The following is a 13,276-nucleotide window of genomic DNA, read 5'->3' as shown; positions in this document are numbered from 1 at the left end:
GCGGGTGAGTGTTCTCGTTATAAGTCTCGACACTTTTCGTGACAAGCCGCTTTCGCCGACCATGAGCCAAACCGAACCGCTAGACCAAGATCCCGTGTTCCAGCTAAAAGGCAGCATGCTCGCCATTACCGTGCTGGAACTGGCCCGCAATGACCTCGACGCCCTGGACCGCCAACTGGCCGCCAAGGTCGCCCTGGCGCCGAACTTCTTCAACAACGCCCCGCTGGTGCTGGCGCTGGACAAGCTGCCGGCTGGCCAGGGCGTGATTGATTTGCCCGGCCTGATGCGCGTATGCCGTTCCCATGGCCTGCGCACACTGGCGATTCGCGCCAGCCGCATCGAAGACATTGCCGCCGCCATCGCCATTGAACTGCCAGTACTGCCACCGTCCGGCGCCCGCGAGCGTGCGCTGGAGCCATTGGTCGGCGAAGAAAAGAAAAAACCGGAAAAACCACCGGAGCCTGCGATCAGGCCTACAAAGATCATCACCTCGCCGGTACGCGGCGGGCAGCAGATTTACGCCCAGGGCGGCGACCTTGTGGTGGTTTCCTCGGTCAGCCCGGGGGCGGAACTTCTTGCCGATGGCAACATCCATGTATACGGCCCGATGCGCGGACGCGCCCTGGCCGGCATCAAGGGTGATACCAAGGCACGTATTTTTTGCCAGCAGTTGACCGCCGAGCTGGTTTCTATCGCGGGTCAGTACAAGGTTTCCGAAGATTTGCGCCGCGATCCACTGTGGGGCGCTTCGGTACAGGTCAACCTGTCGGGCGATGTGTTGAACATCATCCGTCTTTAACGGATACTGCCGCATTTTCCAAGCATCTCTAGACTCTGATAGCAAAGCGAAACCGGCAAGACTTGTGTAGGACTTTTTGGAAGTTGGTGTTTCCCCATGGAAACCCCGTCTTTTTCCTGCAAAGGCTGTCCGCCTGCGGCGAGTTCCAAGAGATGTTTTTCAGGGACCGAAAGTCCTTTTTCCTTAGGGGTGAAACACCTTGGCCAAGATTCTCGTGGTTACATCCGGCAAGGGTGGTGTGGGTAAGACCACCACCAGCGCCGCTATCGGTACCGGCCTCGCTCTGCGCGGCCACAAGACAGTCATCGTCGACTTCGACGTCGGTCTGCGTAACCTTGACCTGATCATGGGCTGCGAGCGTCGCGTGGTGTATGACTTCGTCAACGTGGTGAACGGCGAAGCCAACCTGCAACAGGCCCTGATCAAGGACAAGCGCCTTGAGAACCTGTACGTGCTGGCTGCCAGCCAGACCCGTGACAAAGACGCGCTGACCAAAGAAGGCGTCGGCAAAGTCCTCGCCGAGCTCAAGGAAACCTTCGAATACGTGGTCTGCGATTCTCCGGCCGGTATCGAAACCGGTGCTCACCTGGCGATGTACTTCGCCGACGAAGCCATCGTGGTAACCAATCCGGAAGTCTCCTCGGTACGTGACTCGGACCGCATGCTCGGCCTGTTGGCCAGCAAGTCCAAGCGCGCCGAAGAAGGCCAGGACCCGATCAAGGAGCACCTGCTGCTCACCCGCTACAACCCGGAGCGCGTCAACAACGGCGAAATGCTGGGTGTTGAAGACGTGAAGGAAATCCTCGCCGTGACCCTGCTGGGCGTGATTCCGGAATCCCAGGCCGTCCTGAAGGCATCCAACCAGGGCGTACCGGTGATTCTCGACGACCAGAGCGACGCCGGCCAGGCGTACAGCGATGCCGTGGATCGCTTGCTGGGCAAGACCGTGGAACACCGCTTCCTCGATGTCAAGAAGAAGGGATTCTTCGAGCGTATCTTTGGAGGCAACTAAACAATGAAATTTCTCGACTTCTTTCGCGCCAACAAAAAGCCAAGTACCGCGTCGGTAGCGAAAGAGCGTCTACAGATCATCGTGGCGCACGAACGCGGCCAACGCAGCACGCCGGATTACCTGCCAGCCTTGCAGAAGGAACTGGTCGAGGTGATCCGCAAGTACGTCAATATCGGCAACGATGACGTGCATGTCGCCCTGGAAAATGACGGCAGCTGCTCGATTCTGGAACTCAATATCACCCTGCCCGATCGTTGATCGAACGGGCGGTCGCCACGGCGGCTCCGCTGACGGCCCCCTCGCTCCTACAGGGTGAGGGGGCAGTCAGTGGAGCCGCCGTTGGCGTTTGTTACGAGACTGTTTAATGCCGCTGTCCAATATCCATATCCTGCATCAGGACGACGCTGTCCTGGTGGTGAACAAGCCGACCCTGCTGCTCTCGGTGCCTGGTCGCGCCGACGACAACAAGGACTGCCTGATCACTCGCCTGCAGGAAAACGGCTACCCAGAAGCCCGCATCGTCCATCGCCTGGACTGGGAAACCTCGGGGATCATCCTGCTGGCCCGGGACGCGGATACCCACCGCGAACTGTCCCGCCAGTTTCACGACCGCGAGACAGAAAAGGCCTACACCGCCCTGGCCTGGGGCCAAACGGCACTGGACAGCGGCAGCATCGACCTGCCCCTGCGCTACGACCCGCCGACCAAGCCCCGCCACGTTGTCGACCATGAGTTCGGCAAACATGCCCTGACCTTCTGGAAAGTGCTGGAGCGTTGCGGCGACTGGTGCCGCGTAGAGCTGACACCCATCACTGGGCGCTCACACCAGTTGCGCGTGCATATGCTGTCCATCGGGCATCCATTACTGGGTGATGGTTTGTACGCCCATGAACAAGCCCTGGCCGCGTGGCCGCGCCTGTGCCTGCATGCAAGCATGCTCAGCTTCACCCATCCGCAAAGCGGCGAGCGCCTGCGTTTCGAGTGCCCAGCCCCTTTTTAAGACAAAGACGATGACCTTGTAGGAGCGAGCTTGCTCGCGAAGAACCTGAGAACACCGCGTATAGCCTGAATGGCTGCGGTGCCGTTGAGTTTTTCGCGAGCAAGCTCGCTCCTACAATGAATCGGCGGGGCCAATACGGTAAACTCCGCACACTGCTGTCTGGAGCTATTTATGCGCGAAGCGTTGAATCAAGGCCTGATCGACTTCCTCAAGGCCTCCCCTACTCCTTTTCATGCCACTGCCGCCCTCGCCCAGCGCCTGGAAGCGGCCGGTTACCAGCGTCTCGACGAGCGCGACACCTGGGCCACCGAGGCCAACGGTCGCTACTACGTGACCCGCAACGATTCCTCGATCATCGCCTTCAAGCTCGGCCGCCAATCGCCGCTGCAGGACGGTATCCGCATGGTCGGCGCCCACACCGACAGCCCGTGCCTGCGGGTCAAGCCCCAGCCGGAGCTGCAACGTCAGGGCTTCTGGCAACTGGGCGTGGAAGTCTACGGCGGCGCGCTACTGGCGCCCTGGTTCGACCGCGACCTGTCCCTGGCAGGCCGTGTTACCTTCCGCCGCGATGGCAAGGTCGAGAGCCAACTGATCGATTTCAAGCTGCCGATCGCCATCATTCCCAACCTGGCCATTCACCTCAACCGTGAAGCCAACCAGGGCTGGGCAATCAATGCCCAGACCGAGCTGCCGCCGATCCTAGCTCAGTTTGCCGGTGACGAACGCGTGGACTTTCGCGCCGTGCTCACCGAACAGTTGGCCCGCGAGCATGGTTTGAATGCCGATGTGGTGCTCGACTACGAGCTGAGTTTCTACGACACCCAAAGTGCTGCCGTGATCGGCCTCAATGGCGACTTCATTGCCGGTGCGCGCCTGGACAACCTGCTGTCGTGCTACGCCGGTTTGCAAGCCTTGCTCACCAGCGACTCCGATGAAACCTGCGTGCTGGTGTGCAACGACCACGAAGAAGTCGGCTCCTGCTCGGCCTGCGGTGCCGATGGCCCGATGCTGGAACAGACCCTGCGTCGCCTGCTGCCCGAAGGTGAAGAATTCGTACGCACCATTCAGAAATCCCTGCTGGTGTCGGCAGATAACGCTCACGGTGTGCACCCCAACTACGCCGAGAAACACGACGCCAACCACGGCCCGAAACTCAACGCCGGCCCGGTGATCAAGGTCAACAGCAACCAGCGCTACGCCACCAACAGCGAAACCGCCGGGTTCTTCCGCCACCTGTGCATGGCCCAGGAAGTGCCGGTGCAAAGCTTTGTGGTGCGCAGCGACATGGGCTGTGGTTCGACCATCGGCCCCATCACTGCCAGCCACCTGGGCGTGCGCACCGTGGACATCGGCTTGCCGACCTTTGCCATGCACTCGATCCGCGAGCTGTGCGGCAGCCATGACCTGGCGCATCTGGTCAAGGTGCTGGGGGCGTTCTACGCCAGTCGCGATTTACCCTGAGACCCAGGCGCGCCCATCGCGGGCAAGCCCGCTCCCACATTTGATCTGTGAATGCATTTCAGTGTGGGAGCGGGCTTGCCCGCGATGGGTTTCCAAACAGATATAAGGCTATCTGACTCACATCAACTGCACTTCTGCCAATCCGGCCTAGACTTGTCAGAACTTCCAGTCCGACAAGGCCGCCCCTCGCCATGATCTCAATGTCCTCATTCCACGCCATGCTGATCCCCATCGTGATCGGCATGATCATGCTCGCGGTCGGCTTCAACTTTCGCGACAAGCCTCTGGGCGTGTTTGGCATGTGGATCGGCATGCTGTTGATCCTCGGCACCGTGCTCTACAAGATCCTCGCCAAACTGGCGCAGTGACAAATGCGCTCGCATTGGGCATAGCGGCCTCGTACACTCGGTCAATTCGTCGTTTTCAAGGTTGACCGCCTCGTGTTCTCCCGTCTGTTTGCCCTGCCCTGCTACCTGCTGATCGCCCTGCTCACGCTGCTGCCAGTGATGCCCGCCCAAGCCGTGGGCTTGCCGGGGATGCTGGGCGGCTCCAGCAAGACCCAACCCCAGGCGGAAGTGCCCCTGGGGCAGTCGCTGGACGAAGTGATCAAAACCCTGGAAAACGACCAGCAACGCACCCAGTTGCTCAGCGACCTGAAAAAACTGCGCGCCGCCACGCAAAAGGCCCAGCCCGCCGCCGAACTCGGGGTACTCGGGTTGATCGGCAGTACGCTGTCGGGCTTTGAGCAGCAGTTTTCCGGCGCCGACAGCCCGCTGGGGCGCTGGTCCAATGAAGTCGACCTGGCCAAGGATGAACTGGCCGCCCTGATGTTGCCGGCCAGCGAATGGCTGCCGATCATCTTCGGTTTTGCCGTGATCCTGGCCGTATGGAGTCTGCTGGCCGCTGCGCTGATCTGGCTCAGCCATCGGGTGCGCGAGCGTTTCGGCCTGCCCGAAGAGCTGCCGCAGCACCCGCGCACCTGGGACATGCTGCGCTTTGCCCTGCGCAAGCTGGGCCCCTGGCTGATCGCTTTGGTGATTACGGTTTACCTCAGTTACGCCCTGCCTTCCTCCCTGGGCAAATCCCTGGCCATGGTGCTGGCCTATGCCTTGGTGGTCGGCACCTGTTTCTCGGCAATCTGCGTGATTGCCTTCTCCGTACTCGACGGCCCGCACCGCCACCGCGCCTTGTATATCCTGCGCCACCAGGCGTTCCGCCCGCTGTGGTGGATCGGCAGTTTTGCCGCCTTCGGCGAAGCCTTGAGCGACCCGCGCCTGGTTGCCGCGCTCGGCCAGCATCTGGCCCACACCGCCGCGACCGTGGCCAATGTCATGGCGGCGTTGTCCACCGGGGTGTTTATCCTGCGTTTCCGCCGGCCCATCGCGCACCTGATTCGCAACCAGCCGCTGTCGCGCCGACTGACCCGCCGCGCCCTCACCGATACTCTGTCGATCATCGGCACCTTCTGGTACATCCCGGCTCTTCTGCTGGTGGGCATCTCACTGTTCGCCACCTTCCTGTCGGCCGGCGACACCAGCACCGCCCTGCGCCAGTCGTTGCTGTGCACGGTGCTGCTGGTGTTGTGCATGGTGATCAACGGCCTGGTGCGCCGCCACGCTCTCAAGCCGCAACGCGGGCACAAACGCCACGCGCTGTACTCCGAACGCCTCAAAGGCTTTGTCTACACCCTGGTGCACCTGGTGGTGTGGCTGGTATTCATCGAACTGGGGCTGCGGGTCTGGGGCCTGTCGATGATTCGCTTTACCGAAGGTGAAGGTCATGAAATAGCCGTAAAGCTGTTCGGCCTCGGTGGGACCTTGTTGTTTGCCTGGCTGATCTGGATCCTCAGCGACACCGCGATTCACCACGCACTGACCCGTTCGCGCAAAGGCCTGGCCAACGCGCGTGCGCAAACCATGATGCCGCTGATCCGCAACGTGCTGTTCGTGACCATCTTCATCATCGCCGCCATCGTGGCCTTGGCGAACATGGGTATGAACGTCACGCCCCTGCTGGCCGGTGCGGGCGTGATCGGTATCGCCATCGGCTTTGGTGCGCAATCGCTAGTAGCCGACTTGATCACCGGCTTGTTCATCATCATCGAAGACTCCCTGGCCATCGACGACTACGTGGACGTCGGCGGCCACCTCGGTACCGTAGAGGGCCTGACCATCCGTACCGTGCGCCTGCGCGATATCGACGGCATCGTGCACACCATCCCGTTCAGCGAAATCAAGAGCATCAAGAACTACTCCCGCGAGTTCGGCTACGCCATCTTCCGGGTGGCGATCCCTTACAACATGGAAATCGACGACGCGATCAAACTGATGCGCGAGGTCGGCCATGCCATGCGCAACGACCCGCTGCAACGCCGCAATATCTGGTCGCCGCTGGAGATCCAGGGCGTGGAAAGCTTCGAGTCCGGCAGCGCGATCCTGCGCGCACGCTTCAAGACCGCGCCGATCAAGCAGTGGGAAGTGTCGCGGGCATTCAACCTGTCGCTCAAGCGGCACCTGGATGAAGCTGGGCTGGACCTGGCGACACCGCGCTTGAGCGTGCAGGTGCAGACTGCCGGCAGCGTGCAGGAGAAAGATCCACAACAATAAGCAAGGAGAGGTTGGTATGCGAATGAACGGTCTGACACACCAATGGGTTTTGGGTCTGCTCGGCGCGGTCGCGAGCAGTGCAGTGATCGCCGCCAGCAGCGGCCAGGACAGTGCCCGGGAAACCATTGCCGCCCAGGCAAAAATCCTCGAACCCAGCCTGTTGGAAACCCGCCGCGATATCCACGCCCATCCGGAACTGGGCAATACCGAAACCCGCACCGCCGAGTTGGTCGCCAAACAGTTGCGCGAACTCGGCCTTGAGGTGAAGACCGGGGTGGCCCGCACTGGCGTCGTCGCCATCTTGAAAGGCGCCCTGCCCGGCCCGACCGTGGCCCTGCGCGCAGACATGGATGCGCTGCCGGTCAAGGAAGTGGCCGACCTGCCCTTCGCCTCCAAAGCCAAGGGCACCTACCTGGGCAAAGAAGTCGACGTGATGCACGCCTGCGGCCACGACGCCCATACCGCTATCCTGCTGAGCACTGCGAAGATTCTCACCGGGATGCGCGAGCGCCTGCCCGGCACCGTGGTGTTTTATTTCCAACCGGCCGAAGAAGGCCCCAGCGACTTTATCCCCGACGGCAAGAACACCTGGGGTGCGAAGATGATGGTGCAGGAAGGCGTGATGAAAGCGCCCAAGCCCGATGCGGTATTTGGCCTGCATGTGTGGGCCGGTGTGCCTGCCGGGCAAATCGCCTACCGCCCGGGCCCAACCCTGGCCAGCTCCGATGACCTGCGCATCAGGATCCTCGGCAAACAGACCCACGCCGGCCGCCCCTGGGACGGTATCGACCCGATCACCGTTGGCGCTCAAACCATTGTCGGCCTGCAGACCGTGGTCAGCCGCCGTACCGATATTTCGTCATTCCCCTCTGTGGTGAGCATCGGCACCATCAACGGTGGCACCCGCTATAACATCATCCCCGAGTCGGTGGACATGAGCGGCACCATTCGCTCCTACGACTACGGTATCCGCCAGAAGCTGCATGCAGACGTGCGTCAAACCGTAGAGAAAATCGCCGAAAGCGGTGGCGCCAAGGCCAAAGTGACGATCATCGAGAAGTACGACCCCACCATCAACAATCCGGCGCTGACCGAGAAAATGCTGCCGAGCCTGCGCTGGGCGGCTCAGGATGATGTGGTGCAAGGCCCGTTGGTGGGTGGCGCCGAAGACTTCTCGTTCTATGCCAAGGAGGCGCCGGGGCTGTTTGTCTTCCTGGGGGTGACCCCAAGGGATCAGGACATGAGCAAGGCGGCGCCGAATCACAACCCAGGGTTCTTTGTGGATGAGTCGGCGTTGGTGGTAGGCGTGAGGACGCTGGCGTCTTTGGCGACGGATTACCTCTATACCCATACCCCCCTGTAGGAGCGAGCTTGCTCGCGAAAAACTTCAGAACGCCGCGTTTATTCAGGGTAAACGCGGCGTTCTTGCGCTCTTCGCGAGCAAGCTCGCTCCTACACAGGGTATTGGGTGAATCAGTTGGCGAGGGCCGCGCCATCCATTTTCTGGCGCAGGCTCAACGGCCGCATGTCGGTCCACACTTCCTCGATATACGCCAGGCATTCCTTCTTCATGCCACTCTTGCCCACGGTACGCCAGCCTTCCGGCACGGCCTTGTAGTCGGGCCAGATCGAATACTGTTCTTCATGGTTGACCACTACCTGAAAGAGGATGTCGTCGCGGTCAAATACTGAGGTCATTGCTGTTCTCCGTCGCTCAAAGGCTGGCTGCGCACCACGCGCAGCACTGATATCTGTAGAAACGTACCAAGGGCCTGGAAAATTACAGGCTGGCCACGGCCGCCGCCAAGGCGCGCCCGAAAATCTCAGCCACCTGGTCGACTTCGCCAGCGGTGATCACCAGCGGTGGCAGGAAACGCACCACACTGCCATGGCGCCCGCCCAGTTCCAGGATCAGCCCGCGCTTGAGGCATTCGCGCTGCACCAGCGGCGCCAACTGGCGATGCACCGGTGGGTGGCCCTGACTATCAGGCGTGCCAGTCGGGTCTACCAGCTCCACCCCCAGCATCAGCCCACGCCCACGGATATCCCCCAGGTGCGGGGAGTCGCGCTGCAGGATGCGCAGGTGTTCGCCCAGGCGCTCGCCCATGGTCGCCGCATGGCCTGCCAGGTCGTGATCCTTGAGGTAGCGCATCACCGCCGAGCCCGCCGCCATCGCCATCTGGTTGCCGCGGAAGGTCCCGGCATGGGCGCCCGGCAGCCAGGTGTCAAGCCAGTCGCGATACACCACCACCGCCAACGGCAGGCTGCCGCCAATCGCCTTGGACATGACCACCACGTCCGGAATGATGCCGGCGTGTTCGAAGGCAAACATTTTGCCGGTACGCCCAAAACCGCTCTGGATCTCATCGACGATTAGCGCCACCCCCGCTTGCGCGGTGATACGGCGCAGGCCACGCAGCCAGTCGAGGTCCGCCGGGATTACGCCGCCCTCACCCTGGACCACTTCGACAATCACCGCCGCTGGCAACAGCACGCCGGCTTCCGGGTCGTTGAGCAGGTTTTCCAGATAATGCAGGTTGACCCGCACACCTTCGGCGCCACCCAGCCCAAACGGGCAACGGTAGTCATACGGGAATGGCAGGAATTGCACGCCATTGCCGAGCAAGGCGCCCAAGGGTTTCTTTGGCCCCAGGCTGCCCATCAAACTCAGCGCGCCCTGGCTCATGCCGTGATAGCCGCCCTGGAACGACAGCACGGTGCTGCGCCCGGTAGCAGTGCGCACCAGCTTCAACGCGGCTTCCACCGCATCAGTGCCGGTGGGGCCGCAGAACTGGATTTTCGCTTCTCGCGCCAGTTCCGACGGGAGCAAACCGAACAGGTCCTGCACGAATTGATCCTTGACCGGCGTGGTCAGGTCCAGGGTATGCAGGGGCAGTTCGTCGCTCAGCACTTGCTGGATGGCCTGGATCACAACCGGGTGGTTATGCCCCAGCGCCAGGGTTCCGGCGCCGGCCAGGCAGTCGATAAACCGCCGCCCCTCCACGTCCTCCACGTAAATGCCCTTGGCGCGTTTGAGTGCCAGGGGGATGCGCCGTGGGTAGCTGCGGGCGTTGGATTCCTGCTGGCGCTGGCGGGCCAGCAGCGGGCTTTCGTCAAACTGATAGAGCGTTTCCGCGGCCTGCACCGGGGCGTCTTCGATACGGCTGGTAGCGACTGACATCTGTGGATCCCTCAATACGCTGATGATCGTGACCAAACTGCCGATCCGTTGGCGTCTGGCCCAAGGGCATGCGCACGGATTTCCTGTTGTGGAGACGCTTCAGCGTGAAAAGGATTTAGGGGACGAGGGTTGTTAACTGACGAATGAAGATCCAATTGTAGGAGCGAGCTTGCTCGCGAAAAACTCCCCGGCGCCGCGTTTATCCAGAAAGCCCGCGGTATCGTTGACGTTTTTCGCGAGCAAGCTCGCTCCTACATTTGAACAGTGCTCGGTATTAAATCCCGCGGTACTTTTCGTTCAGGGCATACAAGATCGCGCAGGTCTCTGCATCCAGGAATCCACAATAATCCCGTGGTCGAAAGTGCATCTGGAACGCCCGGGTGCGCTGTTCAAAGGCCCGGCGATTCTGCGCGGGCTTGTAGCCATAACGCTGAAACGCCCGCTCCACTTCGACCTCCGGCGGCAAGCCGAGACAAAAGCGGCGCTGGTACATCGCCCGGCTCGATTCATCAAACCAGGCCCCGATGCCGGCCTCATGCAGCACACGCCAGGGCAACCGAGGCCCAGGGTCGCTCTTGCGCCAGTAGGCCACGTCCGAATGCCCGAGCCAGTCAGTGGGGCCCACCTGTGGATAGCGCTCCAGCAGGTCGCGAAGCAATTCAATCAGTAGGTCAATCTGTGCCGGTGCGTACTCCGGAAAGGTAAAGACCCCCGCTTCATCCCGCGCCAGGTTGACGATTTCAATGCCCACCGAGCGGCTGTTGAGATCGGCCTTCCCCGCCCAATAGCTCACGCCTGCGTGCCAGGCGCGCTGGTCCTCGCCCACCAGGCGAAACACCCGCAGCTCTTCATAACCGGCAGCGCGGTAGCTGGGTTCAGCGGGGTCGGGCAGCAGATAGTGAGCGCTGACGCCATCTTGGGTGAGGGTGCGTAGCGATGAAGAAAAGGGCGCAGCGGTGTAGTGCACAATCACCTGTTGCACGGATTCGCCGCGGCGGTCGTTGAAATCCCTGGCAGGGAAACTGGTGTCGATTACCAACATAAGAACAGTCCTTTTCAATTCAGGCCGACTCATTCGGCCCGTTCAAGCGCAAAAAAATTACCGCCATCCTGAAGGCTTGAGCCTCAGGCGGGCGGTAATTATTTGCCACGTGAATAGGACTGCTCAGCGCCGCAACGGCATGCCCAGATCGACCCGCATACCATCGGGCTGGCTGTCGAAGTGCAACGAGCAGGAACAGCGCTGCACGATCGCCTGGACAATCGCCAGGCCCAGGCCACAGCCTTCGCTGCTGCCATTGCGCCAGAAGCGTTGGGTGAGGTATTGCAGGTCTTCGCTGGAGATCTGCTGGCCATGGTCACGCACGCGGAACACCACGTTATCCGGGGTAGAAAACACCTGCAGTTCCACGCGGGTATCGGCCGGGGTATGGCGCAAGGCGTTGTCCAGCAGGTTACGCAAGGCCGCGACGGCAAGGCCCACAGGCATTGCCACTGGAACAGGGGAAAGATCCGGCGCCAGGATCAGATCAATGCGTGAATTGTCGCCGGCGTTGGCATCCTGGATCGCCAACCGGGCGACTTCCTCGGCACTGGACTGCAGGCCATCGTCAAACGACAGGCTGCCCTCCACCCGCGCCAGCAACAACAGTTGCTCCAGGGTGCGATGCAAGCGATCGGCGCCCTCCTCGGCGTGCGCCAGGGACTGGTCGCGGGCCGCGCCCTCGGTCATGCGCGCGACTTGCAGGTGGGTCTTGATCGCGGTCAACGGGCTGCGCAGTTCATGGGCGGCGTCACCGGTCAGGCGACGTTCGCGCTCGATGGTCTTGGCGATGCGCTGCAGCAGTTGGTTCTGGGTGTCGAGCAACGGCTTGAGTTCACTGGGCAGAGGATGAATCTGCAGAGGCTCGAGGGAGTCGACACTGCGCCGCATCAGGGCATCCCGCATACGGTTGAGCGGCACCAGGCTCTGGCCAATGCCCAGCCACAGCAGGCACAGGCAGCCCAGCAATGCCACGCCGACCGGCACCGACGCCGCCAGCAGGATCGACAGGTTGAGGGCTTCACGCTCCACCTGGCGGTCGGCGGTGGTGATCAGCAAGTCGCCACGGGACAGGGTAAAACTGCGCCAGCCCACGCCGTCGATGATCTGGTCGCGAAAGCCGCTGCGGCGCGACTCCAACCCTTCCTCCGGCGTGGTATGACTGCGCGCCAGGATCTCGCCACGCAAGGAGCTGACCTGGCAAGCCATGCCACCCGGCACATTCAGTTGTTCGGTGCGCAAATGCGCGCCCCCGCTGACGCTGGCCAGGCCCGGCATCTGCTCGGTGAGCCCGGCCACCATGCGCGCAGAGGCCACCAGGCGCTGGTCGAGGGAAAACATCATCTGGTTGCGCAAGTCGTTGAGCATCCAGGCGGCCGCCAGCACCCAGATCAGTACAAAAGCGGCGCCCAGCTTGAACGTCAGGCGCAGACGCAAGCTCATCACGGCGTGTTGTCTCCCCCATCAGCCGTACCCAGGCGATAGCCCAGCCCCCTGACGGTTTCCACGATGCCATTGCCCAACTTGCGCCGCAGGTGGTGGATATGCACGTTGAGGGCGTTGCTTTCCAGTTCGTCGCTGAAGCCGTAGACGCTGTCCTTGAGCTGTTCGCTGGACAGTACGCGGCCCTTGTTGTGCAACAGTGCCTGCAACAACGCCTGTTCACGCCGGGACAGATCCACCGGCTGGCCGCCGAGGAAGGTCTCGCGGCTGCTGGGGTCGTAGGCCAGGCGCCCATGTTCGATCAGGTTGACGCTGCGCCCCGCCACCCGGCGCAACAGGGTTTGCAGGCGAGCGGCGAGTTCACGCAAGTCGAAGGGCTTGAGCAGGTAATCGTCGGCGCCGGCTTGCAAGCCATCGACGCGGTTGGTCACCGAGTCCCGCGCGGTGAGGATCAGCACCGGAATGTCCAACCCCTGGCTGCGCTGTTGTTGCAGCAGCTTGAGGCCGTCTTCGTCGGGCAGGCCGAGGTCGAGCACCATGATGTCGAAGGCCGCGGCCTTGAGCATCGCCCGCGCCGCCGAGGCCGTGGCCACGCGCTCCACGGTAAAGCCCTGGGCGGTCAGGCCGGCCACGATGCCACTGGCGATCAGTTCGTCGTCTTCACAGACCAGTACGTGCATGGTTAACCCTTCATGAAAGATGGCGCGATTAGAAAAGCCACGGATTAAGCGC

The 13,276-nt window shown here is 61.9% G+C and carries 13 protein-coding genes; 8 read left to right on the top strand and 5 right to left on the bottom strand.

Annotated elements, in window-relative coordinates:
* The first annotated feature begins 61 nt into the window (after positions 1-61).
* The 8 genes from minC (at position 62) to HBO10_RS13390 (ending at position 8,241) form a co-directional block, all read left to right on the top strand.
* Positions 62-799: a septum site-determining protein MinC gene (minC, locus tag HBO10_RS13425; protein WP_003192832.1), complete on the top strand. Its 738-nt coding sequence runs from the start codon at positions 62-64 to the stop codon at positions 797-799.
* Positions 800-998: 199 nt separating this feature from the next.
* A complete protein-coding gene (gene minD / locus HBO10_RS13420; RefSeq protein WP_003192835.1) occupies positions 999-1,811 on the top strand; it encodes a septum site-determining protein MinD in 813 nt (270 codons plus the stop codon).
* Positions 1,812-1,814: 3 nt separating this feature from the next.
* A complete protein-coding gene (gene minE / locus HBO10_RS13415; RefSeq protein WP_003175252.1) occupies positions 1,815-2,069 on the top strand; it encodes a cell division topological specificity factor MinE in 255 nt (84 codons plus the stop codon).
* 106 nt (positions 2,070-2,175) lie between these two features.
* On the top strand, positions 2,176-2,811 hold the full coding sequence (locus HBO10_RS13410; protein WP_034126130.1) for an RluA family pseudouridine synthase: 636 nt from the start codon (positions 2,176-2,178) through the stop codon (positions 2,809-2,811).
* A 171-nt stretch (positions 2,812-2,982) separates the two neighbouring features.
* Positions 2,983-4,272 (top strand): M18 family aminopeptidase, encoded by a 1,290-nt coding sequence (locus tag HBO10_RS13405; protein ID WP_034126129.1) that lies wholly within the window; start codon positions 2,983-2,985, stop codon positions 4,270-4,272.
* 200 nt (positions 4,273-4,472) lie between these two features.
* Positions 4,473-4,640 carry a hypothetical protein gene (locus HBO10_RS13400; protein ID WP_003192842.1) on the top strand — a complete coding sequence of 56 codons (168 nt, stop codon included), beginning with the start codon at positions 4,473-4,475 and terminating at the stop codon, positions 4,638-4,640.
* A gap of 72 nt (positions 4,641-4,712) precedes the next feature.
* Positions 4,713-6,878, top strand: coding sequence for a mechanosensitive ion channel domain-containing protein (locus HBO10_RS13395; RefSeq protein WP_034126128.1), 2,166 nt, complete (start codon positions 4,713-4,715; stop codon positions 6,876-6,878).
* A 16-nt stretch (positions 6,879-6,894) separates the two neighbouring features.
* Positions 6,895-8,241 carry an amidohydrolase gene (locus tag HBO10_RS13390; RefSeq protein ID WP_034126127.1) on the top strand — a complete coding sequence of 449 codons (1,347 nt, stop codon included), beginning with the start codon at positions 6,895-6,897 and terminating at the stop codon, positions 8,239-8,241.
* A 110-nt stretch (positions 8,242-8,351) separates the two neighbouring features.
* On the opposite strand, the gene HBO10_RS13385 is transcribed toward HBO10_RS13390, so the two are convergent.
* From HBO10_RS13385 to HBO10_RS13365, 5 genes are all read right to left on the bottom strand, one after another.
* Positions 8,352-8,576 (bottom strand): MbtH family protein, encoded by a 225-nt coding sequence (locus tag HBO10_RS13385; protein WP_003192847.1) that lies wholly within the window; start codon positions 8,574-8,576, stop codon positions 8,352-8,354.
* Positions 8,577-8,658: 82 nt separating this feature from the next.
* Positions 8,659-10,059 carry an aspartate aminotransferase family protein gene (locus HBO10_RS13380; RefSeq protein ID WP_034126126.1) on the bottom strand — a complete coding sequence of 467 codons (1,401 nt, stop codon included), beginning with the start codon at positions 10,057-10,059 and terminating at the stop codon, positions 8,659-8,661.
* A gap of 274 nt (positions 10,060-10,333) precedes the next feature.
* The gene (locus tag HBO10_RS13375; RefSeq protein ID WP_034126125.1) at positions 10,334-11,101 is read right to left on the bottom strand and encodes an N-acetylmuramoyl-L-alanine amidase; all 768 of its coding nucleotides are present in this window, start codon (positions 11,099-11,101) and stop codon (positions 10,334-10,336) included.
* A gap of 123 nt (positions 11,102-11,224) precedes the next feature.
* Complete coding sequence (locus tag HBO10_RS13370) at positions 11,225-12,544, bottom strand: ATP-binding protein (RefSeq protein WP_020302232.1); 1,320 nt, start codon at positions 12,542-12,544, stop codon at positions 11,225-11,227.
* Entirely contained in the window at positions 12,544-13,224 is a 681-nt protein-coding gene (locus HBO10_RS13365; protein WP_034126124.1) for a response regulator, read from the bottom strand. Before HBO10_RS13365 ends, HBO10_RS13370 begins: the two co-directional genes overlap by 1 nt.
* Between the last annotated feature and the right edge of the window lie 52 nt (positions 13,225-13,276).

The sequence above is a fragment of the Pseudomonas sp. WS 5503 genome (genome assembly GCF_012985385.1).
Classification (GTDB): Bacteria; Pseudomonadota; Gammaproteobacteria; order Pseudomonadales; family Pseudomonadaceae; genus Aquipseudomonas; species Aquipseudomonas paracarnis.
This window is presented reverse-complemented; position numbering and strand designations above follow the sequence as displayed.

What these genes read in the sequence shown, in the direction of transcription:
- minE (WP_003175252.1), top strand. Translation starts at nt 1,815, where the DNA reads ATGAAATTTCTCGACTTCTTTCGCGCCAACAAAAAGCCAAGTACCGCG.
- HBO10_RS13365 (WP_034126124.1), bottom strand. Translation starts at nt 13,224, where the DNA reads ATGCACGTACTGGTCTGTGAAGACGACGAACTGATCGCCAGTGGCATC.
- HBO10_RS13380 (WP_034126126.1), bottom strand. Translation starts at nt 10,059, where the DNA reads ATGTCAGTCGCTACCAGCCGTATCGAAGACGCCCCGGTGCAGGCCGCG.
- HBO10_RS13410 (WP_034126130.1), top strand. Translation starts at nt 2,176, where the DNA reads ATGCCGCTGTCCAATATCCATATCCTGCATCAGGACGACGCTGTCCTG.
- HBO10_RS13375 (WP_034126125.1), bottom strand. Translation starts at nt 11,101, where the DNA reads ATGTTGGTAATCGACACCAGTTTCCCTGCCAGGGATTTCAACGACCGC.
- HBO10_RS13390 (WP_034126127.1), top strand. Translation starts at nt 6,895, where the DNA reads ATGCGAATGAACGGTCTGACACACCAATGGGTTTTGGGTCTGCTCGGC.
- HBO10_RS13385 (WP_003192847.1), bottom strand. Translation starts at nt 8,576, where the DNA reads ATGACCTCAGTATTTGACCGCGACGACATCCTCTTTCAGGTAGTGGTC.
- minC (WP_003192832.1), top strand. Translation starts at nt 62, where the DNA reads ATGAGCCAAACCGAACCGCTAGACCAAGATCCCGTGTTCCAGCTAAAA.
- HBO10_RS13400 (WP_003192842.1), top strand. Translation starts at nt 4,473, where the DNA reads ATGTCCTCATTCCACGCCATGCTGATCCCCATCGTGATCGGCATGATC.
- HBO10_RS13405 (WP_034126129.1), top strand. Translation starts at nt 2,983, where the DNA reads ATGCGCGAAGCGTTGAATCAAGGCCTGATCGACTTCCTCAAGGCCTCC.
- HBO10_RS13370 (WP_020302232.1), bottom strand. Translation starts at nt 12,544, where the DNA reads ATGAGCTTGCGTCTGCGCCTGACGTTCAAGCTGGGCGCCGCTTTTGTA.